Source organism: Bradyrhizobium sp. P5_C12 (assembly GCF_054049735.1).
Window position 1 is genome coordinate 117,828 of the sequence record NZ_JBFULU010000005.1, and the last position, 23,935, is coordinate 141,762.

At 64.5% G+C, this 23,935-nt stretch carries 25 protein-coding genes; 10 read left to right on the plus strand and 15 right to left on the minus strand.

Annotated features, from left to right (window positions below; translation table 11 throughout):
* Positions 1 to 90 precede the first annotated feature (90 nt).
* From ACXJMY_RS06295 to ACXJMY_RS06305, 3 genes are read right to left on the minus strand one after another with little or no spacing between them, the layout of a single operon-like run.
* Entirely contained in the window at positions 91 to 831 is a 741-nt protein-coding gene (locus tag ACXJMY_RS06295) for a di-trans,poly-cis-decaprenylcistransferase (protein WP_456618444.1), read from the minus strand.
* Between the two features lie 27 nt (positions 832 to 858).
* The gene (locus ACXJMY_RS06300) at positions 859 to 1,233 is read right to left on the minus strand and encodes a transcriptional regulator (RefSeq protein ID WP_456618445.1); all 375 of its coding nucleotides are present in this window, start codon (positions 1,231 to 1,233) and stop codon (positions 859 to 861) included.
* A complete protein-coding gene (locus ACXJMY_RS06305; protein WP_456618446.1) occupies positions 1,220 to 1,837 on the minus strand; it encodes a hypothetical protein in 618 nt (205 codons plus the stop codon). The genes ACXJMY_RS06300 and ACXJMY_RS06305 overlap by 14 nt, the downstream gene beginning before the upstream one ends.
* Before the next feature lie 201 nt (positions 1,838 to 2,038).
* Here ACXJMY_RS06305 and ACXJMY_RS06310 point away from each other — a divergent pair, with 201 nt between their 5' ends.
* The gene (locus ACXJMY_RS06310) at positions 2,039 to 3,289 is read left to right on the plus strand and encodes a S1C family serine protease (protein WP_456618447.1); all 1,251 of its coding nucleotides are present in this window, start codon (positions 2,039 to 2,041) and stop codon (positions 3,287 to 3,289) included.
* 213 nt (positions 3,290 to 3,502) lie between these two features.
* Here the strand turns inward: ACXJMY_RS06310 and ACXJMY_RS06315 are convergent, their stop codons facing one another.
* From ACXJMY_RS06315 to ACXJMY_RS06340, 6 genes are all read right to left on the minus strand, one after another.
* Positions 3,503 to 4,237: a DUF899 domain-containing protein gene (locus ACXJMY_RS06315; protein ID WP_456618448.1), complete on the minus strand. Its 735-nt coding sequence runs from the start codon at positions 4,235 to 4,237 to the stop codon at positions 3,503 to 3,505.
* A gap of 22 nt (positions 4,238 to 4,259) precedes the next feature.
* Complete coding sequence (locus ACXJMY_RS06320) at positions 4,260 to 4,604, minus strand: SRPBCC family protein (protein WP_456618449.1); 345 nt, start codon at positions 4,602 to 4,604, stop codon at positions 4,260 to 4,262.
* Positions 4,604 to 5,056 carry an ArsR/SmtB family transcription factor gene (locus tag ACXJMY_RS06325; RefSeq protein ID WP_456618450.1) on the minus strand — a complete coding sequence of 151 codons (453 nt, stop codon included), beginning with the start codon at positions 5,054 to 5,056 and terminating at the stop codon, positions 4,604 to 4,606. The genes ACXJMY_RS06320 and ACXJMY_RS06325 overlap by 1 nt, the downstream gene beginning before the upstream one ends.
* A gap of 52 nt (positions 5,057 to 5,108) precedes the next feature.
* Positions 5,109 to 5,366 carry a DUF3551 domain-containing protein gene (locus ACXJMY_RS06330; RefSeq protein ID WP_456618451.1) on the minus strand — a complete coding sequence of 86 codons (258 nt, stop codon included), beginning with the start codon at positions 5,364 to 5,366 and terminating at the stop codon, positions 5,109 to 5,111.
* 146 nt (positions 5,367 to 5,512) lie between these two features.
* Positions 5,513 to 5,788, minus strand: a complete 276-nt coding sequence (locus tag ACXJMY_RS06335) for a DUF3551 domain-containing protein (RefSeq protein ID WP_456618452.1) — start codon at positions 5,786 to 5,788, stop codon at positions 5,513 to 5,515.
* A 149-nt stretch (positions 5,789 to 5,937) separates the two neighbouring features.
* The gene (locus ACXJMY_RS06340; RefSeq protein WP_456618453.1) at positions 5,938 to 6,912 is read right to left on the minus strand and encodes a Bug family tripartite tricarboxylate transporter substrate binding protein; all 975 of its coding nucleotides are present in this window, start codon (positions 6,910 to 6,912) and stop codon (positions 5,938 to 5,940) included.
* A gap of 126 nt (positions 6,913 to 7,038) precedes the next feature.
* Here ACXJMY_RS06340 and ACXJMY_RS06345 point away from each other — a divergent pair, with 126 nt between their 5' ends.
* Positions 7,039 to 7,449 carry a VOC family protein gene (locus tag ACXJMY_RS06345; RefSeq protein ID WP_456618454.1) on the plus strand — a complete coding sequence of 137 codons (411 nt, stop codon included), beginning with the start codon at positions 7,039 to 7,041 and terminating at the stop codon, positions 7,447 to 7,449.
* A gap of 215 nt (positions 7,450 to 7,664) precedes the next feature.
* Positions 7,665 to 9,245 (plus strand): AMP-binding protein, encoded by a 1,581-nt coding sequence (locus tag ACXJMY_RS06350; RefSeq protein WP_456618455.1) that lies wholly within the window; start codon positions 7,665 to 7,667, stop codon positions 9,243 to 9,245.
* Between the two features lie 101 nt (positions 9,246 to 9,346).
* Here ACXJMY_RS06350 and ACXJMY_RS06355 read toward each other — a convergent pair whose 3' ends face one another.
* The 3 genes from ACXJMY_RS06355 to ACXJMY_RS06365 all read right to left on the minus strand — a co-directional run bounded on the left by ACXJMY_RS06355 (position 9,347) and on the right by ACXJMY_RS06365 (position 13,652).
* On the minus strand, positions 9,347 to 10,441 hold the full coding sequence (locus ACXJMY_RS06355; RefSeq protein WP_456618456.1) for an HD-GYP domain-containing protein: 1,095 nt from the start codon (positions 10,439 to 10,441) through the stop codon (positions 9,347 to 9,349).
* A 440-nt stretch (positions 10,442 to 10,881) separates the two neighbouring features.
* On the minus strand, positions 10,882 to 13,164 hold the full coding sequence (locus ACXJMY_RS06360; protein ID WP_456618457.1) for a molybdopterin cofactor-binding domain-containing protein: 2,283 nt from the start codon (positions 13,162 to 13,164) through the stop codon (positions 10,882 to 10,884).
* Positions 13,161 to 13,652: a (2Fe-2S)-binding protein gene (locus tag ACXJMY_RS06365; RefSeq protein WP_456618458.1), complete on the minus strand. Its 492-nt coding sequence runs from the start codon at positions 13,650 to 13,652 to the stop codon at positions 13,161 to 13,163. The genes ACXJMY_RS06360 and ACXJMY_RS06365 overlap by 4 nt, the downstream gene beginning before the upstream one ends.
* A 369-nt stretch (positions 13,653 to 14,021) precedes the next feature.
* Here ACXJMY_RS06365 and ACXJMY_RS06370 point away from each other — a divergent pair, with 369 nt between their 5' ends.
* From ACXJMY_RS06370 to ACXJMY_RS06385, 4 genes are all read left to right on the plus strand, one after another.
* On the plus strand, positions 14,022 to 14,786 hold the full coding sequence (locus ACXJMY_RS06370) for an alpha/beta fold hydrolase (protein WP_456618459.1): 765 nt from the start codon (positions 14,022 to 14,024) through the stop codon (positions 14,784 to 14,786).
* Between the two features lie 20 nt (positions 14,787 to 14,806).
* Complete coding sequence (locus ACXJMY_RS06375; protein WP_456618460.1) at positions 14,807 to 15,148, plus strand: hypothetical protein; 342 nt, start codon at positions 14,807 to 14,809, stop codon at positions 15,146 to 15,148.
* A 183-nt stretch (positions 15,149 to 15,331) separates the two neighbouring features.
* Positions 15,332 to 16,003, plus strand: a complete 672-nt coding sequence (locus ACXJMY_RS06380) for a dienelactone hydrolase family protein (RefSeq protein WP_456618461.1) — start codon at positions 15,332 to 15,334, stop codon at positions 16,001 to 16,003.
* A 220-nt stretch (positions 16,004 to 16,223) separates the two neighbouring features.
* Positions 16,224 to 16,703 (plus strand): hypothetical protein, encoded by a 480-nt coding sequence (locus ACXJMY_RS06385; protein ID WP_456618462.1) that lies wholly within the window; start codon positions 16,224 to 16,226, stop codon positions 16,701 to 16,703.
* Positions 16,704 to 16,849: 146 nt separating this feature from the next.
* Here ACXJMY_RS06385 and ACXJMY_RS06390 read toward each other — a convergent pair whose 3' ends face one another.
* From ACXJMY_RS06390 to ACXJMY_RS06400, 3 genes are all read right to left on the minus strand, one after another.
* A complete protein-coding gene (locus tag ACXJMY_RS06390) occupies positions 16,850 to 17,596 on the minus strand; it encodes a polysaccharide biosynthesis/export family protein (RefSeq protein WP_456618463.1) in 747 nt (248 codons plus the stop codon).
* A gap of 268 nt (positions 17,597 to 17,864) precedes the next feature.
* Complete coding sequence (msrA, locus tag ACXJMY_RS06395) at positions 17,865 to 18,521, minus strand: peptide-methionine (S)-S-oxide reductase MsrA (protein WP_456618464.1); 657 nt, start codon at positions 18,519 to 18,521, stop codon at positions 17,865 to 17,867.
* Positions 18,522 to 18,679: 158 nt separating this feature from the next.
* Positions 18,680 to 18,997 carry a hypothetical protein gene (locus ACXJMY_RS06400; protein ID WP_027563964.1) on the minus strand — a complete coding sequence of 106 codons (318 nt, stop codon included), beginning with the start codon at positions 18,995 to 18,997 and terminating at the stop codon, positions 18,680 to 18,682.
* A 392-nt stretch (positions 18,998 to 19,389) separates the two neighbouring features.
* Between ACXJMY_RS06400 and rpsT the strand changes: the two genes are divergently transcribed.
* The 3 genes from rpsT to dnaN all read left to right on the plus strand — a co-directional run bounded on the left by rpsT (position 19,390) and on the right by dnaN (position 23,884).
* Positions 19,390 to 19,656 (plus strand): 30S ribosomal protein S20, encoded by a 267-nt coding sequence (gene rpsT / locus ACXJMY_RS06405; RefSeq protein ID WP_354224559.1) that lies wholly within the window; start codon positions 19,390 to 19,392, stop codon positions 19,654 to 19,656.
* Between the two features lie 1,274 nt (positions 19,657 to 20,930).
* Positions 20,931 to 22,340 carry a chromosomal replication initiator protein DnaA gene (gene dnaA, locus ACXJMY_RS06410; RefSeq protein ID WP_456618465.1) on the plus strand — a complete coding sequence of 470 codons (1,410 nt, stop codon included), beginning with the start codon at positions 20,931 to 20,933 and terminating at the stop codon, positions 22,338 to 22,340.
* 425 nt (positions 22,341 to 22,765) lie between these two features.
* Positions 22,766 to 23,884: a DNA polymerase III subunit beta gene (gene dnaN / locus ACXJMY_RS06415; protein WP_456618466.1), complete on the plus strand. Its 1,119-nt coding sequence runs from the start codon at positions 22,766 to 22,768 to the stop codon at positions 23,882 to 23,884.
* The last annotated feature ends 51 nt before the right edge of the window (positions 23,885 to 23,935 follow it).

Sequence of the window (23,935 nt, forward strand, 5' to 3'; positions counted from 1 at the left end):
AGGACATTAGAGCACGATCCGTGGGAATATGCAGCGGGTTTCGTGCCTGATGCGGCCGCAAGCGAACAGATCGCCTCTCCGTGCCGGGCGTCACACCCGGGAGAGTGAAGGCACCTCCTCCGGGATGATCGCCTGAAGGCCGCCGAAACGACGCTCGCGACCGTGGAATGATGCGAGCGCCTCCGCAAGGTCGCTCGCCTCGAATTCGGGCCACATCCGCTCGGTGAAGTGCAGCTCGGCATAGGCGCCTTCCCACAGCAGGAAATCCGACAGCCGCTTCTCGCCGCTGGTGCGGATGATGAGATCGACGTCGCGCAAGCCGGCCTCGCCGGTGACGAGCTGCGAGAACGCCTCGCGGGTGAGGTTGGTCAGCGCCGCCGCCTTCGCAGCCGCATTGAGGATGGCGTCGCGCGCGGAATAGTCGACGGCGATGCGCAGATGCAGCGTCCTGCCGTGTGCGGTGGCGTCCTCCGCGCGCGCGATCGCCGTGGCGATGCCGTCGGGGAGGCGGTCGCGGCGGCCGATCACGGTGAGGCGCACGCCGTTCTTCACCAGACTCTGCACCTCGTTGCCGAGGTAGAAGCGCAATAGCGTCATCAGCGCGGCGACCTCGGCCTTGGGCCGGCGCCAATTGTCGGCGGAGAAGGCGTAGAGCGTCAGCGTGCCGATGCCCTGCTTGGGCGCGATCTCGACGATGCGACGGATCGCCTCGACGCCGGCTTCGTGGCCGCGCACGCGCGACAGGCCGCGGCGCGTCGCCCACCTTCCGTTGCCGTCCATGATGATGCCGACATGAAGCTTCTCGTTCTGGGACGTGACGTCACTTTGCATTGCAAAGTCTCCGGTCAAAATAGGGGATCAGGTCGAGATGATATTGAGGCGGCCGAGCGGCGGCGCCTCGCGGCCGGCGGCCCTGGCGGCGTCGCGCACCAGGCGCTCGAGCACGGCGAGATAGTCGAGGAAGCGGCGGCGGCCGGCCTTGGTCAGGCGGCAGGTGGTGTGCGGGCGATTGCCTTCATAGCCCTTGGTCACCTCGACGAGGCCGGCCTCCTGAAGCACGGCGAGATGCCGGCTGAGATTGCCGTCAGTGAGGCCGCAGAGCTGCTTGAGATCGGCGAACGCCAGACCCTTGGGATGCGCCATCAGCGAGGTCAGAAGCCCGAGCCTCGCCTTCTCGTGAATCACGCGATCGAGCCCTTCATAGGAAAAGGGCGCGCTGTCAGTCTTCGGCATCATGGTCTCCGGACGCAAAATAAAGGATGGCCGCCATCATCGACTGGCCGATCGCGAAGGGCAGGCCCATGGTCCATGGCGACAGCGTATGGGTCCCGCTCGCCAGCACCACCACAGCAAAGCCCGAAACGAAGTACCAGGCGCCCGCGAGCGCGACGGTGCGCGGCAGCGAGCGCACGGAGGCGAAAATGCCGAGCGACACCAGGATCTGCCACAGGCCGGGCAGGAGCCACAGCGTTTCGGCCGCGAACTTCCACATCACCACCGCGAGCAGGACGCCTGCGACGCCTGCGGGGAGGAACTGCTCGACCGCCTGGTGGATCATGGCGTCGGCGAGGCCCGAATGATGGCGGCGCGAGCGCGCGCGCATCTCGATCCCGATGATCAGGCCGGAAAGGGCAGCGGCAATGAACCAGCCGAAAAAGAAGCCGAGCGGCTCGCTGGTGGGATCGCCAAGCAGCCAGAATTGCAGCATCGCGGTCACGAGCGCGATCGCGCCGGTCGCAGCCATCGTCGCCGGGCCGTAGCCGCGGAACGCGGTGCCGGCCGCGATCTGGCTGCGGATCGCCACGATGTCGGCCAGTGCCTTGTCGAGATCGCGCATCTGCAACGCCAGACCCTCGCTCCACCCAAGCGATCCGGGAACATCTGCCCGGTTACTTTGTATTGCAAAGTATATCGCGTCGCAAAGTAAAGGCAAGCGCGAAAGTCGCTCGAAGGAGACCCGATCCGGATCAACAACTGCCGGTTGCACGCCCCCCGCTCCCACAGATAAGATGCATCCAAAAGCATTTCGGGGGCAGGTATGTGGCTTAAGTCATTTGTCGTTGCAGCTCTGTTGCAGGTGATCGTTGCCGGCATCGCGCATGCGAAAGGACCATTCGGCAGCGTCAATGTCGGCAACTGGATCGGCGGCGCCTTCAGCAATGACGAGACGGGCGCCTTCTCCCATTGCGCGGCGACGACGCCTTATGCGAACGGCATCATCCTCGTCGTGAGCCAAAATGCCGCCGGCACATGGTCGCTCGCCTTTGCGAGTCCCAGCTACCACTTCAACAAGGGCGAGAACGCCGCGATCGACGTGACCTTTGACGGGCAGGAGCAAGCCAGGCTGTTCGCCACGGCGTACCAGCCCAACATGCTCACGGCCATCATGCCGCTCACTGTCGTGCGTACGTTTCAGAAGGCGAGCCTGATGGTGGCGACGGCCGGCCGCGCCGTTCTGAATTTCGATCTGACCTCGACCGGGCCGGTGATCGCCGCATTGGCCAATTGCGTGACCAGGGTGAAAGCCGACGGGCTCGACAAGGCCGGCGACTTTACAAAGGGAGCGGCGAAGCCGGCCGCGACGGCGGAGAAGCAAGGCACGCCTCCTGCCACCAAACCGGGACGGACCGGAACCTTCACCGGCACCGGTTTCGTAGTCAGCCCCAACGGGCACATCGTCACCAATCAACATGTGATCGAAGGCTGCGTCGGGGACATCAAAGGCAATCTCGCCGGTGAAGCCGTGATGGTGCTGCGGGTCGTCTCCAGCGATGCGACCAATGATCTCGCGCTGCTGCAAGCGCCGACGACGGCCACGTTCAGGGATTTTGCGAGGATCCGTGACCGCTCGATGCATTCCGGCGATTCCGTGGTGGCCATCGGCTTTCCCTTGCACGGTTTTCTCACCTCGGACCTGACCGTGACCACGGGCATCGTGAGCTCACTGAGCGGCTACCGCAACCACACCGGACGTCTCCAGATCAGCGCGGCGGTTCAGCCGGGCAATAGCGGTGGCCCGCTGTTCGATATGTCCGGTCAGGTGGCAGGCGTCGTCGTGGCCAAGCTCAACGCTCTCAGCATGATCAAGGTCACCGGACAGCTCACCGAAAACATCAACTTCGCCATCAAGACCGGCGCACTGCGCGACTTCCTCGACAACAGCGTGGTGCCCTACCAGACCGCTGAGCCGAAGGGCGAGCTCAAGACCACCGACATCGCCGGCAACGCGCGTGCCTATACGATGCTGATCTCGTGCACCGGCACGGAGCAGGCGGACGCGAAGCGGTGAGACTGCCAAAACAACCAGCCCCGTCATCCTGAGGTGCGAGCGGCGCGATGCCAGGCATCGCGCCGGGAGCCTCGAAGGATGAACGGCCGGGATGCAGCCGGGCCGTCGCCCTTCGAGGCTCGTCCTGCGGTGCACCGCAGGACGAGCACCTCAGGATGACGGCGAGGGAATGAGCCCAGCGGAGGCGCAGGCTGCGTAGTCCTATGTCGCCCCTCACCCGTGACAGCACGCCCCCTTCGCCTGCGGCTCGTATTGGTCACGCAGCCGCACCCAATCCATCGGATAGGGCAGCCCCTCCTCGTGACGCCCGAGCGGGGTGAGGTCGAGATACTGATAGGCGGTGTTCATCATGTCGAGGCCGCGGGCGAAGCATGAGTAGGTGTGAAAGACCTCGCCGGCCTCGTTGCGGTAGAACACGCTGATGCCGGGCAGCTCGGGGCCGTAGATCGGCGTGGTATCGAAATTGTACAGCGGCTTGCCCGTGGCGATCTGCTCGGGCGAGAACGTCACGCCGTAATCCCGGTTGAAGCCGTTGCTCCCCGAGGAGACCCAGTCGAAGCTCCAGCCCATCCGCGTCTTGAAGGCCTCGAGCTTGGCGACCGGCGCCAGCGACACCGCGACCATGGTGGTGTCGCGCGCGGCCAGATGCGGCACCATGCGCTCAAAACCATCGGCCCAGAACGAGCAGCTCTTGCACGCGGCGTCCCAGTCCGGCGCAAACATCACGTGCTGCACCACGAGCTGCGGGCGTCCCTTGAACAGCTCGCTAAGCGTCACCTTGCCGTTCGGCCCGTCGAAGACGTAGGTCTTGTCGACCTTGACCCAGGGCAATGCGCGGCGCTCCTCGGCGAGCCGCTCGCGCGCCTCCGTCAACTCCTTCTCGTGCGCGAGATGGGCCTTGCGGGCAGCGATCCATTGCTCGCGCGAGACGATCTGATGGTGTTGCATGATATCCTCCTTTTGACAGGGATCAGGCGACGAAGACGTCGAGCTTGTCGAAGAACGAGCTCCAGCCGCGCTGATGGTTGTCGCGTGCGGTCTCGTCGAAGAACTGGGCGTGATGAAAGATCATCAAGGTGCCGGCGCCGTCGGGCTTCAGCGAGATCGTGACCAGCGATTCGCGCTCCGGCGTCGAGTGCCAGGCCCAGCTGAACACCAAGAGCTCGTTCGGCACGACCTCGCGATAGGTGCCGCCGGCCTCGAAATATTCGCCGTCGTCGCTGACGAAGCTGATGCGGTAGCGGCCGCCGGCGCGGACGTCGAGCTCGGCGTCGAGCGTGGCCGGCTTCATGTTCGGCGGGCCGAACCATCGCATCAGCTGCTCGGCTTGCGTCCAGGCGGCATAGACTTTTTCCGGCCGCGCGCGGAGCCGGCGCGTGAGCGTGAGGCTTGGACGTTCGATTGTACGGGGATCGGCGTTGACGGCTGCGTTGGCCATGGGTCGTCCTCCACAAAGGCGGCGAGGCGATCGAGATTGTCGGACCAGAACTGCGCGTAGCGATTGAGCCAGTTCATCGCCTGCTCCATCGGCTGCGCGGTGAGCCGGCAGGAGACGGTGCGCCCGGTCTTCTCCCGCACGATCAGGCCTGCATCCGTCAAAACGTCGAGATGCTTCATGATCGCCGGCAGCGAGATCGAAAACGGCGCGGCCAGCTCGCTCACCGACAGGCTGTCCTTTCCGCCGAGGCGCGCAAGCAGTGCACGCCTGGTCGGATCGGACAGCGCCGCAAAAGTCCGGTCCAGCGTCTCGTCCTGATACTTAACCATGTGGTTTAGTATAGGCGCAAAGCTGAAAGCGTCAAGCGGGAACCCGGTGCGGCTAGTACAGCGAACCGCGCCGCCCGCGTGGCGCCGGCTGTTGCGGCGAGCTTCTCAGGATGAAGCGAGGATTCTCCAGGCAATATCCCTTGCGGCCTGACACGCTAAAGAGGCACTGCTCACGGGTTTGATAGGAGCAGTCGCCGGGATAGCCAAATTCGGAATCAGCGATGCACCAGGGAGAATCCGCCTGCGCCGGGCACGTACCGGCGACCCCGGCAAGGATTATGACGCCGAGCGCCAATTGCGTTTTGCGCATGACCTGACCTCCCGTGCTTACCGCGTGAACGCGCGCCTCGCATAGAGTGAGGTTCCGGGAGGCCTGTTTATTCCAGCGCGACACCCTGGAATCGACGCGATCGCACCCTCGCCACGCAACGAAAGGCACCATCAACCCGTCGGGATTCAGTACGGATTGACGCGCCGTTTGGATCGCGCCGGCGGCCGCGGCTGCTGCATCTGGCCATAAGCGACCAGCGGATTGGGGCCGCAGTACAGCAGCCGGCCCGAGACGCTGGCCAGGCATTGTTCATAGGTGCTGTAGGCGCATTCGCCGGGATAGTCGTATTCCCCGCCCTGGGCGCACCAGGGATAGTCGCGCGCCGCCGCGGGAGTGGCGTCGACGAAACCGGCAAGGACCRTCGCGCCGAGCGCCAGCAGCGCCCATTGCATCTTGCGCATGATCCCAACTCCTCTGTTCACGGCGCGAGATACGGCGCCATCTATCATCAGGTTTCGCCGCGCCGTTTTATTCCGGACTGACGGGGCAAGGCACAAAGAAAAAAGCCCTGCCTTGCGGCAGGGCTGGATTCTGGCCAATCACAAGTTCGCTACTCGACCTTGAGGCCGGCGAACTCGACGACCTTCTTCCACTTCTCGGTCTCGGCCTTGATCTCCTCGCCGAAGGCCTCGGGGGTCTGCACCCGCGGCTCGCCGCCGAGCTCGACCAGGCGCTTGGTCATGTCCGGCTCCTTCATCAGCGTGTTGATCTCGTTGTTGAGCTTGGCGATGATCTCCTTCGGCGTGTTCTTCGGCGCACCCATGCCGAACAGCGCGCTGGCCTCGTAGTCCTTCACGGTCTCGCCGATCGTCGGCACGTCGGGCAGCTGCGCCGAGCGCTCCGCCGTGGTGACGCCGAGCGCGCGCAAGCTGCCGGAGCGGATATGCTGGATGATCGAGGGCATGTTGTCGAAGATCACCTGCACCTGGCCGCCGAGCATGTCGGTGATCGCCGGCGCGGCACCGCGATAGGGCACGTGCTGCATCTTGCAGCCGGTCATCGCCATGAACATCTCGCCGGACAGATGCACCGAGGTGCCGTTGCCCGAGGAGGCCATGTTGACCTTGCCGGGATTGGCCTTCACGTATTCGATGAACTCGGCGACGGTCTTGGCCGGCACGTCCTTGTTGACCGTCATCACGTTCGGCACGCGCTGGAACGAGGCCACCGGCGCGATGTCGCGCACGAAGTTGAACTTGAGGTTGGCGTAGAGCGTTGCGTTGATGTAGTTGGCCGGATTGACCAGTTGCAGCGTGTAGCCGTCGGGCTCGGCATTGATGACGGATTCGGTGCCGATATTGTTGCCGGCGCCCGGCTTGTTCTCGATCACGAATTGCTGGCCGAACTTTTCCGACAGCCGCTGGCCGATCAGCCGCGCCAGGATGTCGGTGGCCCCGCCCGGCGGATAGCCGACCACCCATTTCACCGGGCGAGCCGGATAGTCGGCGGCAAGCGCCTTCGACAGCGGGCTGGCTGCAAGAGGAGTGGCGGCAAGCAGGCCCAGCGCGGTACGGCGAGTGATCATCTCAAGGGTTCTCCCAACGTGTTGTTCTTGAAAGCCAGATATCTTGAAAGCGTCGTCAGCGGCGTTGTAACAAAGCCCGCAGCACGCGGAAAGTGCGCAACTCACATGGCGACGAAAGGATTAGGCATGCCGGTCAAGGTCGAAGCCCTCGATCACCTCGTGATCAACGTCGCCGACGTCGCGGTGACCTGCGAGTGGTATCGCAAGATCCTCGGCATGGAAGTCAAGGTGTTCGAGCCCGGCGGCGGCAAAGCGCCGCGGACTTCGTTGCAATTCGGTAACCAGAAGATCAACGTCCGGCCGCGCGATGCCGACAAGGTGGAGTGGTTCACCGCCGAGCACCAGACTGCCGGCAGCGAGGATCTGTGCTTCCTCACCTCCGCATCGCCCGACGAGGTGGTGGCGCATTTGAAGGCACACGGCGTCGCGATCGAGGAAGGCCCGGTTCCCAAGCAGGGCGCCCGCGGCACGCTGCGCTCGGTCTATTGCAGGGATCCCGACGGCAGCCTGATCGAGATTTCGTCGTACGAGGATTGAGGCGCGCTGATTAGTATTCGTCATTCCGGGGCGGTGCGTCAGCACCGAACTATGGTGCGCGGTTGCGCACCTGAGAATCTCGAGATTCCGGGTTCAGCCCTGCGGGCTGCCCCGGAATGACAAGGCAGACATTTGCTCCCCGCGCCATCCAATGGCAAAAAGACTCCCGGCAACTTAAGCAGCCGCCCTCAAGAACAGGCTGCACGGGAGGACACATGCCGAATTCGCAAGCACCGGCCGGAATCGTCGGCCCGTTCGCAGGGCTCGACGTGCCCTGGCTGCTCAGGATGCGCGCCGAGGTCCGCAGCTCGCATCCGTTCCTGATCTGGGCGCCGTTCGATGCGCCGGCGCGGCATTGGAGCTATGGCGAGTTTCACGAGCGGGTCGGCGCGCTGGCCGCGGGGCTGGCCAAGCGCGGCGTCAGGCCCGGCGAATATGTGCTCATTCACCTGGACAATTGCATCGAGGCGATGCTCGCCTGGTTTGCCTGCGTCGAACTCGGCGCCATCGCGGTGACCACCAACACCCGCTCGGCGCCGGCCGAGATGGAATATTTCGCGGATCATTGCGGCGCCGTCGCCGCGATCACGCAGCCGGCCTATGCGGAGACCATCGCCAGACACTGCCGCAATCTGCGCTGGATGGCGGTGACGTCGCATGACGCGGGCGCGGCGCCTGCGCAAGCGGTTTCACGCGGCGACAGTTTCGAGGCGCTGTTTGCCGACAGCGCGGACCGTCCCAGGCGCGCGGCCGATCCGCTCGCGCCGTGCAGCGTGCAATACACTTCGGGCACGACATCGCGCCCGAAGGCGGTGCTGTGGACCCATGCCAACGCGCTGTGGGGCGCCAAGATCAACGCCGCGCATGAGGACCTTCACGCGGGCGACGTGCACCAGACCTATCTGCCGCTGTTCCACACCAATGCGCTGGCCTATTCCATGCTGGCGACGCTGTGGGTCGGCGCATCCTGCGTGATCCAGCCGCGCTTCTCGGCGAGCCGGTTCTGGCGCACGGCGCGCGAGCACGGCTCGACCTGGACCTCGACCATCCCCTTCTGCATGAAGGCGCTGCTCGAGCAGGAGATCCCGACAGACCACAAATTCCGCCTGTGGGGCACCGCGATCAACGAGCCGCCGGCCTTCGCCGCCTTCGGCGTCAAGATCATCGGCTGGTGGGGCATGACCGAGACCATCACCCACGGCATCGTCGGCGAGGTCGACCAGCCCAACATTCCGATGTCGATCGGCCGCGCGGCGCCGGAATATCAGATCCGCATCACCGACGACGACGGACGGCCGACCGAGGTCGGCGACACCGGCAACCTTTCGATCAAGGGCATTGCCGGCCTGTCGCTGTTCGCCGAATATCTGCACAACGAAACGGCGACGCGCGAGAGTTTTGACGCGCACGGTTTCTTCGTCACCGGCGACCGCATCACGCGGCTGGAGAACGGCTACCTGAGGTTCGGCGACCGCGCCAAGGACATGCTGAAGGTCGGCGGCGAGAACGTCGCGGCCTCCGAGATCGAGCAGGTGATCGCGCTCGTCCCCGGCGTGCGCGAGGCGGCAGTGGTCGCCAAGAAACATCCGATGCTGGACGAGGTGCCGGTGGTCTTCATCATCCCGCATGGCGGCGTCGCCGGCGCGCCGCCCGATCTGCACGACGCCGTGATGGCCGCCTGCCGCAAGGGCCTCGCCGACTTCAAGCTGCCGCGCGAGATCCACCTCGTCGACGACATGCCGCGCTCGACGCTGGAGAAGGTGGCGAAGGCGGAGCTAAGGAAGATGGTGGGGTGATCTTGTAGGGTGGGTTAGCCGAAGGCGTAACCCACCTCTTTGGTATCCGCGGAGACAGAAGTGGTGGGTTACGCGCGCTAACCCACCCTACGGCACCGTCGTCAAAACGATCCCAGCGCCACCGGGCGGAACGCCTGCAACAGCTGCTGATCGAGCTTGCCGCCCATGCCTTCCATCATCGAGAAGGCGCGGGAGTGGGTGAAGGGCATGCGGTAGGCGCGCTTCTCCACCAATGCGGCGTAGATGTCGACGATGGTGGTGAGCCGCACGATGTCGCTGATCTGGTTCGACGACAGCCCGTTGGGATAGCCGCTGCCGTCGAGGAATTCGTGGTGGTGCAGCACCACATCCAACATCTCCGGCGGGAAACCGCCTTGCGCTGCGAGCGCGTCGTAGCCCCGGCGCGGATGCTGGCGGACCTCTGCCATCTCCTCGTCGGTGAGCTTGCCCGGCTTGTCCAGCAGCACAGACGGAACGAAGGCCTTGCCGACGTCGTGCAGCAGCGCAGCGCGGGTCAGCCGGCGCTGATCGTCCTCGCGCATGCCCAGATGCTGCGAGAAGGAGACCGCAAAGCCGGTGACGAACAGGCAGTGACGATAGCTGCCGACATGGTGGCAGCCGACGGTGGTAAGCCACTCGCGCAGCGAGGAGTGCTTGATCGCCTTCAGGATCTTGCTCTCGGCCGCGATGACGTCGTCGAAGGTCAGCGGCACGCCGAGCGGCAGCTTCTCGAACATCTTCTTCAGCACCGCATGCGCCGCCTCGACGCCGCGGTTGAGCGTCTTGCCGCGATCGGTAGCATCATAGGTGGCGGTATCGGGGAAGGCGGCGCGGATGCGCTGGAGAATGGCGTCGGGCTGAAGCGGCCGCGAGATGGTGTCGGTCGCGCCGAGCGCCCAGGCCTGCATGGTGCCGTGATGCAAGGCGTCCGCAAGCACGAACAGCCGCGGCATCGCACGATAGGCGTCGCCGCGCAGCTTGTTGCGAACCCGCTGCACGCTCTCGGGCGAGCGCAGGTTGATGTCGACCACGAGACCGGAGAGATCGCGCGCGGGCGTCTCGGGGATCTCCTGGGTCGTCACCGTCGCGACGTCGCCCACGGCCTTCAAAATGCTGGCGAGCTCACTGCTCTCGTCGCTCCGATCGGAGGCGAGCAGAAGCCGGCGTTTGGCGGCTGGTTTGGCTGAGGCGTTCATGGCTTCCCCAAGAGCAACGGAAGAAGAGCAACGGAAGAGCACGGGACTGAGGTGCGTCAGCCTAAGCCGGATCAGGTTCTCCGGCCCTTAAGAGGCGTGCTCAATGGAACCCTGCGGAATTACGCGCAATTTTACGGATCCCGCCGCGCGCAGCGGTTCCAGTCAAAAATGGCGAAAACAACCCCATGCACAGTAGAACGGCCATTGATGACAAAGGGGAATTTAGGGCGCTGTCCGCCCCGCCCGCCGCCGTCATCGCCCCGGCTTGACCGGGCGATCCAGTACTCCGAGACGGCGCGGCTAGAACCGAGAAGCCGCGGCGTACTGGATGCCCCGCCTTCGCGGCGCATGACAGTGAGATTGTGGAGGCGGCCCCCAAAACAAATCCGCCGGAGGTTGGCCCCCCGGCGGATCATCTTATTCAGCAATCGCAACCAGCCTCACGCCTTCATCGCACCCTTCACGGCTTCGGCCGTGATCGGCAAGGCCCGCACGCGGGCGCCGGAGGCGTTGAAGATGGCGTTGCCGATGGCAGGCGCGACCACCGTCACCGCTGGCTCGCCGACGCCGGTGGCCTTCTCGCCATTGGCGATCACGGCGATCGCGACCTCGGGCACCTGGCTCATGCGCAAGGGCGTGTAGCTGTCGAAATTGGTCTGCTCGATGCCACCGTCCTTCAGCGTCGCCTTCTCGTACATCGCCAGCGACAGGCCCCACAGCGCCGCGCCCTCGACCTGGGCACGGATGTTGTCGGGATGCACCTGGGTGCCGACGTCGGTTGCGACCGTGAGCTTCTTCACGGTCACCTCGCCCGAGGGCGCCACCGCGACATGGGCGACACACGCCGTCCAGCTCGCGGTCGCGCGTTCCTGCGACGACACGCAGGCGACGCCCATGCCTTCGCCTTTCGGCAGTTGCCTGGTGCCGTAGCCGGACAGCCCCATCGCGGCGAGCAGCGTGTTGCGTAAGCGCTGCGCGCCGCCGTCGTTCTTGCCCTTGCCGTCGAGCAACGCGATGCGGAACTGCGCCGGGTCCTTGCCGGCCGCAACCGCGATCTCGTCGATCATGCTTTCGACCGCCCAGAAGGTCCAGCCGGGCGCCACCGAGCGAAGCTGCCCGGACGGCGTTGCGTTGTGCGCCATCTCGTTCTTGATCGCCCGCACATGATGGTTGGGCACGGTGTAGAAGAAATCCGCACCGTTCACCGTGAAGGAATCGAGCGGGCCCTTCTTGTCGACCGAGGGCGTCAGGAAATCGGGGATTCCCCAGCGCGCAGTCGGCCAGGCCGAGACCACGTCGTGGCTGAGCGCGACGAGCTTGCCGTCGCCGTCCACGCCGGCCTTGACCTTTTGATAGGTGAGCGGACGCGAGAAATCCATCGTCATGTCGTTTTCGCGCGTGTAGATCACCTTCACCGGCTTGCCGATCGCCTTCGCCGCCTGCACCGCCGGAATCATCATGTCGGCATCGAGCCTGCGGCCGAAACCGCCGCCGAGCCACATCTGGTGCATCACCACGAACTTCGGATCGATTCCGGCTGCACCCGCCGCGATCGCGCCGGAGCGTGTCGCGAACTGGTTGCCGGAATAGATGTGCAGGATCTCGCCCTTGAACTCCGCCGTGGCGTTCATCGGCTCCATCGGCGCGTGGATGTTGATGCTGGTGGTGTACTCCGCCTCCAGCACTTTCGCGGCCGAGCCGAAGGCGGCTGCGGGATCGCCGTCCTTGACGAAGAACTGGCCGGAATCCTCCAGCTTCTGAAGCCGCTTGGCTTCGTCGAGCAGCGACTCGCTCGACAGCTTTGCGTTGGGACCGCCGTCATAGGCGATCTTCAGCGCCGCAGCTGCCTTCTTGGCGTTGGTATAGGTGGAGGCCACCGCGACGACCCACCCGGATGTGGTGCCGGTCTTGTCGTCGAGGGTGACGGCCTTGATGAAGCCCGGCACCTTCTTCGCAGCCGAGTCGTCGACCGACTTCACCGTGGCGCCGAAGCGCACCGGCGGCGTCACCACCGCGCCATAGGCCATGCCCGGCAGCATCACGTCGATGCCGTACTTGGCCGTGCCGTTGGTCTTGGCGGGGATGTCGAGCTGCGGCACCGACACGCCGATCATGGTGTACTGGTCCGGCGTCTTCAGCTTGATCGCCTTCAGCTCGTCCGGCGTGAAGGTCTTGGTCGCCTTGCCGCTCTTGACGATGTCGGCGAAGCTCATCTGCTTCTTCGACTTCGGATGCGAGATCACGGAATCGCGCACCACGAGCTCGCCGGCCGGCACGCCCATCGCGGCGGCCGCGCCTTCGGTCAAGGCCATCCGTCCGGCGGCGCCGGCCCGGCTCATCGCGTCAAAATTCATCATGGTCGACCAGCTGCCGCCGGTGATCTGCGCACCCAGCACGGGGTCGTTGAACTTCGGATCGTTGGAGGCGAGCGCAACGCGCATGTCGCTCCATTTCGCCCCGAGCTCTTCGGCCACGATCTGCGCCATGGTGGAGGCGATGTGCTGGCCCATATCGGCCTTGCCGCAGGTCACGGTGACCAAACCGTCCGGCGCAATCGCGTACCAGACGCTCGGCTCGAAGTTTGAAGGCGCAGCAAGCGCCTCACCAATGCCGGGCACGCCGGCATAGCCGAGCACGAGACCGGTCGCGGCGGTGCCGACGAGGAACGAGCGGCGACTGAGATCGGTCGTCTCGGGGGTCACGTTGTTCACGTGCTTATTCATGTGGACCTCCGCTCATTGCCGGAGGCGGACGCAGTGCGCATCTCGGTCGCGGCACGCATGATCGCCTTCTGGATCCGCGAATAGGTCATGCAACGGCAGAGATTGCCGTCCATATGCGCCACGACATCTTCCTTGGTCGGATTGGGATTCTTCGCAAGCAGCGAAGCCGCCTGCATGATCTGCCCGGACTGGCAGTAGCCGCATTGCGGAACCTGCTCGGCGATCCACGCCTTCTGCAAGGGATGATCGCCCTTGGCGGCAAGGCCTTCGATGGTGGTGATCTTCTTGCCGGCGACATCGCCGACCATGGTCTGGCACGAGCGCACGGCTTCGCCGTTGACGTGCACGGTGCAGGCACCGCACAGGCCTGCACCGCAGCCGAACTTGGTGCCGGTCATCTGCAATTGCTCGCGGATCGCCCAGAGGAGCGGCGTGTCGTTCGCCGCATCCACGGACATACTCCGCCCGTTGATGGTGAGAGTTGGCATAGGCGTCTTCCCTTGCCGGTGCATGAAGCCGCTTACGGCGGCAACTTGTAGCGGACGCCCACCGGACTGGCGGCCGCCTTGGCCGCAAGAATGATCGGGTTCAGCCGTTGAGGCAAACGCAATTTGGAATCGATCGAAACAAAGATGACGCCTGCTTGTTGTGCATTGCGACAACGGCGTTGATGCAGCGACTGAACGCAACAGACAGCGCGTCAAGCATGCATGCCATGGCGGCACGGCGGTTTCTTCGAGGTTACTTGGCGCGCTAGAGTGTGGCGAAGTGAAGTGGAGCTAACCGCCGACGCAGACGTCCTTGGGAGAGGGTGCAGCGGCGTCGTGGTTAGAGTGAATGAGAAAAGGCGGGAAACAATGCCAAGGATCAATCGAGACGGCGTCGGGATTTATTACGAAGTCCACGGCGATGGTCCGCCGCTGCTGCTCACCCACGGCTATTCCTCGACCTCGGCGATGTGGCACGGCCAGATCGACGCGCTCGCGAAGATCCACAGACTGGTGCTGTGGGACATGCGCGGCCATGGCCAGTCCGATTATCCGGACGATCCCGCGGCATACAGCGAGGCACTCACCGTTGGCGACATGGCGGCCATCCTCGACGCGATCGGCACTGAGCGTGCCATCATCGGCGGTCTCTCGCTCGGCGGCTACATGTCGCTCGCCTTCACCCGCGCGCATCCGCAAGCCACCCGCGCACTGCTGATCATCGACACCGGGCCCGGCTTCAAGAAGGACGACGCGCGCGATGCCTGGAACGCGCGTGCGCTCGCCACTGCCGACAGATTTGATCGCGAAGGCCTCGATGTGCTGAAGGCGGCGACGCGCGAGCGCGCGACCGCGAGCCATCGCAACGCCAGGGGACTGGCGCTGGCCGCACGCGGCATGCTGACCCAGCGCGATGCGCGCGTCATCGAGCTCTTGCCCGACATCAAGGTGCCGTCGCTGATCGTGGTCGGCGCCGACGACACGCCGTTCCTGGCGGCGTCCGACTACATGGCGGCAAAAATCCCCGGCGCACAAAAGGTCGTGATCCCCGCGGCCGGACACGCCGTCAACATCGATCAGCCGCAGGCTTTTGTTGACGCGGTGCTGCCTTTCCTGAAGAACTTGCCGGAATAGGCCAGACAGGGGCGTGGACGATGAAGCAGGCGATGTTGGCCGCGAGCGCAATGGTGGCGCTTCTCTCGATGCCGGCGCAGGCCGAACCGTTCGGTGGGACGCCGCCGCGCCGGCCCTTCGTCGAGACCCTCTCGAACAACACGCCGCTCGCCTTCGGCATGGACGCCGGGCAGACGGCACGCGCCCTCGGGCAACCCCTGCAATATGTCCGCGGACGTCCCGGCAACGAGGTCTACCTCGCCCTGCGCAACATCGGCGGCAGCGGACTGATCCCTTACCGTCATCGCCTGTTCCTGCAATTCCGCCACGGACGGCTGGCGGGGTGGAAGGAAGACTACGGCGAGAACTGGATGTGGGAGTGAGAGCGGCCACATAGCCGCCTCCCCTCATCCTGAGGAGCTTGCAAAGCAAGCCTCTCGAAGGATGAAGGCCACGCTGAAGCATCACGGCCTCTATCCTTCGAGACGCGCGCAAGGGCGCGCTCCTCAGGATGAGGGGAGAGAGCGAGACTCCAGATCAACACTCAACCAAGAAGGACAACCCGCGTGGGACAGGACATCAAACTGACGGCCTCCGACAATTTTGCGCTTGGCGCCTATCGCGCCGATCCGAGTGGCGCGCCGAAGGGCGCGGTGGTGGTGATCCAGGAGATTTTTGGGGTCAATCACCACATTCGCTCGGTCTGCGACCGCCTCGCCAAGGAGGGCTATGTCGCGATCGCGCCGTCGATCTTCGACCGCACCGCGCCCAACTTCCAGTCGGGCTATTCGCCCGATGAGGTCGCGGAAGCGCGCAAGTTCGTCGCCAATCCGGACTGGGCGGCGATGCTGCGCGACACCCAGGCCGCGATCGATGCGGTGAAGAATGTCGGCCCCGTCGGCATCATCGGCTTCTGTCTCGGCGGCAGCGTCGCCTTTGTCGCGGCAACGCGGTTGTCCGGGCTGAAAGCCGCGATCGGCTATTATGGCGGCGCGGTCGTGCGCTTCGCCGACGAGACGCCGAAAATGCCGACGCAACTGCATTTCGGCGAGAAGGATTCCGGCATCCCGCTGACCGACGTCGAGACCGTCAAGGCGAAGCGGCCCGACGTCGAGGTCTTCGTCTATCCGGGCGCCCAACACGGCTTCCATTGCGACGAGCGCGCGAGCTACGACAAGGCCAGCGCCGACATCGCCTGGCCGCGCAGCATGGCGTTCTTCGCGACGCATTTGAAATAAGGCGCACATCTCTCTTCCGTCATTCCGGGATGCGCCGCGAAGCGGTGCAGGCCCGGAATCCATAACCACGAACTGGGGTTATGGATTCCGGGCTCGCGCTACGCACGCCCCGGAATGACGAGGGGAGAGGTTTGCGCCCCTCAAAGCGGAAACCGGGTGGCTGTTGCCTGGCACCCGGCGCTAGAGCTGGTCATCAAGCCAACTCACGCCGGAGATCGTCATGCAGCAAGCCATCACGCACCTCGTCATTCGCAATCCGTTCGGAGCCATGGACGTCCCCGAGCCCAACGATCGCGAAGTGATGGACTACGCCGCGACCGCCACGCTGGCCGGCGACGCAGCCGACGGCAATGCGGCTCATTGGGCGGCGATCCCCGCGCCCGATCCGCTCGAGGGCACGTGGCTAAGCCGCTGGAATGGCGGCGCCGATCCGACCATTGCCGGCGATGCGCCGGAGAAATGGAAGCAGGGCCGCGCGGACGTGCGGCTCGTGGGCGAGCGGCTCTACTTGCGGTTCGACTGGGACGATGGCCGCCGGCACGGCCTCATCGACGCAAGACGCGACGGCGCGGGTCGGCTGGTCGGCAAATACATCAACCTGACCACGCCCGCGATCACGCGGCCCTGGGTCGGGGTCGTGGTCGATGCCGCGCGGATAGACGGGTGTTTTCCGAATGGGCGGCTTGATTTCAGGAGATGAGGTGGGGATGTAGCGCGCGCTCCTCTCACGCCGTCATTCCGGGGCGCGCGTAGCGCGAGCCCGGAATCTCGAGATTCTCAGGTGCGCAACCGCGCACCATAGTTCGATGCTGGCGCATCGCCCCGGAATGACGGCGTGAAGTAGATTTAAAACCAGCGCTCGCCGACGAACACGGTGTCGCCGGGGCTTAAGGGCGTGCCGAGCGGCACCACGGCGCGCATCGCGCCGCCGGCTTCGGTGTGCGTCACGGTGACCACGTCGCGCTTGGCGCGCGGCGAGAAGCCGCCGGCGATCGCGACCGCGCTTTCGACCGTCATGTTCGGCACGTAGGGATATTGGCCGGGCGCGGACACTTCGCCGAGAATGAAGAACGGACGGTAGGCGTCGATCTCCACCGCCACGGAGGGCTCGCGGATATAGCCGTTGCGCAGCCGTGCGCCGATTTCGCCGGCGAGCCCCGCCGTGGTGCGGCCGCGCGCCGGCACCGCGCCGATCAGCGGCATGGTGATCGAACCGCCGGCATCGATGGCGTAGCTGTTGGTGAGACCTTCCTGGCCGTAGACCACGACGCGGAGCTTGTCGCCGGCATCGAGATGATAGGAGGCGTCGTAACGGCCCGGCCCCGCCATCGGCGCGGCGTAGCCGACAGCCATGGGCGCGGGCGCCGAAGCAAAGGAATTGCGCAGCGCGCCGATGGCGCCGCCACCGTCGGCAACGACAACCGGCTGCGGGGCGCTGTAGGGCTGGCCATAGGCCATGGAGTCGAGATCGGCGCGCGGCTGCATCACCGCGACGGGGCCAGCGGTCTGCATGCAGCCGCCGAGGGCAAGCGTGGCGGACGCTGCCAAGGACGCTGACAAGATCGACCATCGAAACGCGCGTGCAACCGGCACCGGAGCCATCCCTCGAAACGAGACAGCTCAAGTGATGCACCGGGTATGGTTAATAAAGCGTTGAGGGGAGCTTGGTCGCTGCGAGCAACGGCCACAGTGCGCTCCCTCTCCCGCTTGCGGGAGAGGGCTGGGGAGAGGGTGTCTCCACAACGGGATAGTCCCCCAGAGGATAGAGCCCTCACCCGGCGCGCGGGACGATGCTTCGCATCGCCCGGAACGCGCCGACCTCTCCCGCAAGCGGGAGAGGTGCAGCGAGTCCGGAGCTGGCCTACGCGCTCACGCCCACGCCGCTCGGGCACGACACGCCGGTGCCGCCGAGGCCGCAATAGCCGGCCGGATTCTTCGCCAGATATTGCTGATGATAGTCCTCGGCGAAGTAGAACGCGCCGGCGGGCGCGATCTCGGTGGTGATGGCACCGAGGCCTTTTGCAGCGAGCGCCTTTTGATAGAGCGCTTTCGATTGCTCGGCCGCCTTCAGTTGCGCATCGGAATACGTGTAGATCGCGCTGCGGTACTGCGTGCCGACGTCGTTGCCCTGGCGCATGCCCTGCGTCGGGTTGTGGCTCTCCCAGAACGTCTTCAAGAGCTTCTCGTAGGAGATCTTCTTCGGATCGAACACGACCAGCACCACTTCGGTGTGGCCGGTGCGGCCCGAACAGGTCTCTTCATAGGTCGGGTTCGGCGTGTGACCGCCGGCATAGCCGACGGCGGTGGTGTAAACGCCATCGCCGAGCTCCCAGAACTTGCGCTCGGCACCCCAGAAGCAGCCGAGCCCGAACACGGCCTGCTCGAGGCCCGCGGGATAAGGCGGTTGCAGCTTCGCGCCGTTGACGAAATGGGTGGTCGCAGTCGGAATGGCCTGCGCACGGCCCGGCAGCGCTTCCGCGGCGCTCGGCAATGCGGTGGTCTTGCGCATGAACAGCATGGGTCGGATCTCCGAAACGAGCTGTCAGCCGCCCAAGTCGATAGCCTGAGTCGATAGGCTGAGCTAGGCGCTCGGGCGGCGTGCTCGCGATCAAGTGGGAATATAGGCTTTTACGCAGCAAGGGGCAGCCCTGTTACGCCGCCGATTGCGCGCAAGGCTCAGTCGCGGGAATAGCCGATCAGGGGTTTCCGCGGGCGGAACAGGATCATCAGGAGGATGCCCAGAATACCGAGGACGGCGAAAACCGGCTGATCCAGCACAAGGCGGATCACGGAGGTCCAGAGCCAGGGCGCCTTGGCCTCGACCCAGGTCCGAAACGCCGACTGGCTGGCCTGGTTGATGTCGTTCCAGAACTGGCCGAACCGGGTGAACCGCAGGGTTTGATCGGCGACCCAGCGGGCGCCGTCATAGACCATGAAGATGAAACCGCCTGCGAGCAGCAACAGCCCAATCAGTCGAAAAAAGCCGCGGATCATGCCCCACCTTATATGATCATCCGACCGGACGACCCTTAAATCGTCGCCAGCCAATAGCCGGGAGACGGCAGAAATTCAACCTCATCAGGGCGTTACGGCCCTCATCCAGGCCGCTCAAGGCCTGTTTTCCGGGCCTTGAAAGCGTTGACGGTGCCGCAGACCCCCTCTATAAGGGCGCCAACTGGCGGCGGGCGCAATCCTGCCGCCGCTGTTCTTTGAGCAGTTGCAGGCTCTTTTGAGTTTGAGCCTCAGAGACGGCCGCAAGGCTGTCGCTCATGTTCCAGGAACGGCCTTGAACCGAACACCCTAAATCCGAGCGTCGATTACGCGGTCAAGCAGCCGGCGCCACCCGATCAAGACGCGACCGGTTACCGCAGAGGACATTTGAGACCATGGCCAACACCACTTCCGCCAAGAAAGCGACGCGCAAGATCGCCCGCCGCACCGCCGTCAACAAGTCGCGCCGCACCCAGATGCGCGGCGCCGTGCGCACCGTCGAGGAAGCCATCAAGACCGGCGATCGCGCCGCCGCGCTGAAGGCGATGGCGAATGCCGAGCCCGCCCTGATGCGCGCCGCGCAGCGCAACATCGTTCACAAGAACAATGCCAGCCGCAAAGTCTCGCGGCTCACCGCGCAGATCGCCAAGCTCGCCAAGTAAACTCGCGACGTGATCTGACAGCTAAGCTGACAAGTCAGCTGGCGACGTCATCGATCGATTCCTCGATGATCGCGATCATCAATCAGCCCGGCATCATGCCGGGCTTTTTTGTTGCCTGTCACTATCCACGCTTGCGTTCGTTGGGGCGACCAATCTTCCGTTGGAAGACTCGCGTCGCTGTCATAATCTTCGTTCCGTAGTTTTACTTGGCGCTTTGCTCGGCGGTGATTTTGCCATCGCGGAAACTTTCACCGCATTGCGAAAAGCCCTGCGGGACGGGCACAAATGCAATTGCTGCGCAAGAAGGTTCTGCACACCGTAGATTCACTGGAGTGCATCTTGCAGTGGAGTTACCCTGCGAAACGAGACTCAAAAAGCGATGCGTCGATAATCACTTATCCACATAGCGACGCCAAGCATTTGGAAAATGAGGTCACGCGGCACTCGCGTGACGCTTTTGTAAAATATTTTTGGCCGCCGTTCGGGAATTGTCACACAACGCGTCGCGCTCTCGATTCTACACGCTGATTCAAAAACTTGCTCTCAAGCCTGTGAACAACTCACGCGGGGCGTTAACGCAGATCAAGTTTTTTGATGCCTCAAGTGTGAATCAATTCCGTTGCGAGTCTTTCCGCTTAGTGTATTCCTTAAGTCGTTCGCGGCGCCCACGATCTTGAGACCAGCGCGGTTTTGGAAACGGGGCGAGCGTGCAAATCGGCGGCGGTGTGCACGTTGGCGACGCTTCAACAAGCGATTGTCGGTTAAAAACCCATAGCAATATGGGAATAGTAGCTCTTTGTCTGAATGTCTCCAAGCGGGATCCAAGCGCTTATGCGAGACACTTGAAGCTACCCCGACACGCCTGACGGCGAAGCCGAGCGGACGACTAGTACAGACGGGCGGGACATCCGCGGCTTTTGACGCGGTTGTCTTCAGGACACGCAGGACCTTGTCGTGAGCAATCACGGCAGGACGGGGAGGTATCATGTCTTACGGACTCAACGCGGTATTAAAACTATTTTCCCACTCCACCGATGCCGTCTTAGATCAGTCCGACGTCCAGCCTCCCGCGTGTGACGGAGCGCCGAGTACGCGCTGACCTCGCGACCCCTCCATCTCTGACATCGCTGATCGGACGCGGCGTTCTCGCCGGACGGTCGAACCATGCCTGAGAATGGAATCGCTTGAGGTCCCGCCATGGCAGGAACCCTGATGGCAGGAACCCTGCATGGCGTTCACCACGCACCCTTATCTCTGAAGAAAAGTTTCAAACGATGACAACACCGGAACAGGATCGCTGGTCACGCGTGAAGGGACGTCTGCGCTCGAGCGTTGGCGAAGACGTCTATACGAGCTGGTTTGCGCGCATGGATCTCGAAGGCGTGCAGGAGGAGAGCGTGCGGCTCTCGGTTCCGACCCGCTTCCTGAAGAGCTGGATCCAGGCCCATTACGCCGAGCGCGTGCTGTCCTGCTGGCAGGCTGAAATGCCGGAGGTGCATCGCATCGATCTCACCGTGCGAACCGCGGTGCGTCCCGTCGTGCAGAAGGAAGTGCCCGCGCCGGTCGAGACGCGCCGCGCGCCGGCACCCGAGCTGCGCTCGACCGCGACCGCGCCGGTCTCGGCCAATCATGATGCGCTCGGCGGCTCGCCGCTCGATCCGCGCCTGACCTTTGCGAGCTTCGTCGTCGGCCGCTCCAACACGCTGGCCCATGCGGCCGCGCGCCAGGTCGCGGAAGGACGCCGCGGCGACCCCGTGATGTTCAATCCGCTCTACATTCATGCCGGCGTTGGCCTCGGCAAGACGCATCTCTTGCAGGCGGTGACCTGGTCCGGCAATTCCGGCAACGAGCGCAAGGTGCTGTATCTCACCGCGGAAAAATTCATGTACGGCTTCGTCGCCGCGCTGAAGACGCAGACGGCGCTCGCCTTCAAGGAAGCGCTGCGCGGCATCGACGTGCTGGTGATCGACGATCTCCAGTTCCTGCAGGGCAAGTCGACCCAGGCCGAGTTCTGTCACACGCTGAACGCGCTGATCGACGCCGGCCGCCAAGTCGTGATCGCGGCCGACCGTCCGCCGTCCGATCTCGAAAGCCTGGATGATCGCGTGCGCTCGCGGCTGGCCGGCGGCCTCGTGGTCGAGATGGGCTCGCTCGGCGAAGAGCTGCGGCACGGCATTCTCAAGTCGCGCGTCGCAGCAGCCCGCGCCCATCACGCGACCTTCGAGGTGCCCGAGGAGGTGCTGACCTATCTGGCCCGCGCCATCACCCATAACGGCAGGGATCTCGAAGGCGCGATCAACCGTCTGCTGGCGCATTCGAAGCTCAACAACCGGCCGGTGACGCTGGAGATGGCGGAGCACGAGGTGCGCGACCTGATCCGGCCGCAGGAGCCCAAGCGCATCAAGATCGAGGACATCCAGCGCGTGGTGGCGCGGCAGTATAATGTCAGCCGCTCCGACTTGCTGTCCTCGCGCCGCACCGCCAACGTGGTCCGCCCGCGGCAGGTGGCGATGTACCTCGCCAAGACGCTGACCTTGCGCTCGCTGCCGGAAATCGGCCGCCGCTTCGGCGGACGCGACCACACCACGGTGCTGCACGCCGTGCGCAAGATCGAGGCCCTGGTCTCCAAGGACACGGCGCTGTCGGAAGAGGTCGAGTCGCTGAAGCGCCAGCTTCAGGAATAAACGCCTATTCCTTTCTTTCACCTCTCCCCGCTTGCGGGGAGAGGTCGGAATGCACGCTGAAAGCGCGGATTCCGGGTGAGGGGGACTCTCCGTAAGTCCAACTCTCACCTCCCCCGCGGAGACTCCCCCTCACCTGGCTAACTTTGAAGAAACGGCGGCCGTAGGCCGCCTATGCCTCTCCCCGTAAGAACGGGGCGAGGGAGCACAGCCCCGCCGCGGCGGCATCGAATTGCCTGTAAATCGTGGGGAACTGCCTCCCAATCCCTTGAATCCCAAGGCCATCCGCGCCACCTTGCGCGACCCTGACGGCTTTGGTCATATCGGCTGGATGATCCGGCTTTTGGGGTCTTCGGTGCCGCGGCGCGCGTTTCGGCCGCCCGGCCTTTTCGACGTTGTGTTTCCTTGGGGATCGGGCGAGTAGTGCAATGAAGGTTACGGTCGAACGCGCGCAACTCCTGAAATCGCTGGGCCACGTGCACCGCGTGGTCGAGCGCCGCAACACCATTCCGATCCTCGGCAACGTCCTGGTCCGCGCCGAGAACGCCAAGCTGTCGCTGAAGGCGACCGACCTCGACCTGGAGGTGACGGAGACGCTCGCGGCGGAAACCGCGACCGCCGGCTCCACCACCGTGCCGGCCCACATGTTCTACGACATCGTGCGCAAGCTGCCCGACGGCTCGCAGATCGTGCTGGAGGCCGACGGCGACCGCGCGGTGCTGGCGATCCGCGCCGGCCGCTCCCGCTTCACGCTCCAGACGCTGCCGGAGAATGATTTCCCCGATCTCGCCGCCGGCGACATGTCGCATTCGTTCTCGCTCGCCGCCAAGGACGTCAAGCGGCTGATCGACCGCACCCAGTTCGCGATCTCGACCGAAGAGACGCGCTATTACCTCAACGGCATCTATCTGCACGCCGCGGGCACGGCCAAGGCCGCGACCCTGCGCGGGGTCGCCACCGACGGCCACCGCCTCGCCCAGCTCGATTTGGTCCAGCCCAAGGGCGCCGACGGCATGCCCGGCGTGATCGTGCCGCGCAAGACGGTCGGCGAGGTGCAGCGCCTGATCGAGGACAACGAGGCCGAGGTCACGATCGAGCTGTCGCAGGCCAAGATCCGCTTCACCATCGGCAATGTGGTGCTGACCTCGAAGCTGATCGACGGCACCTTCCCCGACTACGGCCGCGTGATTCCGCAGAACAACGACAAGGAACTGGTCGTCGACAAGAAGGACTTTGAGAACGCGGTCGACCGCGTCTCGACCATCTCCAGCGAGCGCGGCCGTGCCGTCAAACTCTCGCTGTCGCCGGGCAAGCTGGTGCTGTCGGTGACCAATCCGGATTCCGGCAGCGCCACCGAAGAACTCGAGGTCGAATACGCCTCCGACGCGCTCGATATCGGCTTCAACTCGCGCTATCTGCTCGACATCGCCTCCCAGATCGAAGGCGACGTCGCAACCCTCAAGCTCGCCGACCCCGGCTCGCYGACCCTGGTCCAGGACCGCGACGACAAGAGCGCTCTGTATGTGCTGATGCCGATGCGGGTGTGAGGGCTACCGGCCTCTTCACGTATTGACTACATGCGTCATGGCCGGGCTCGT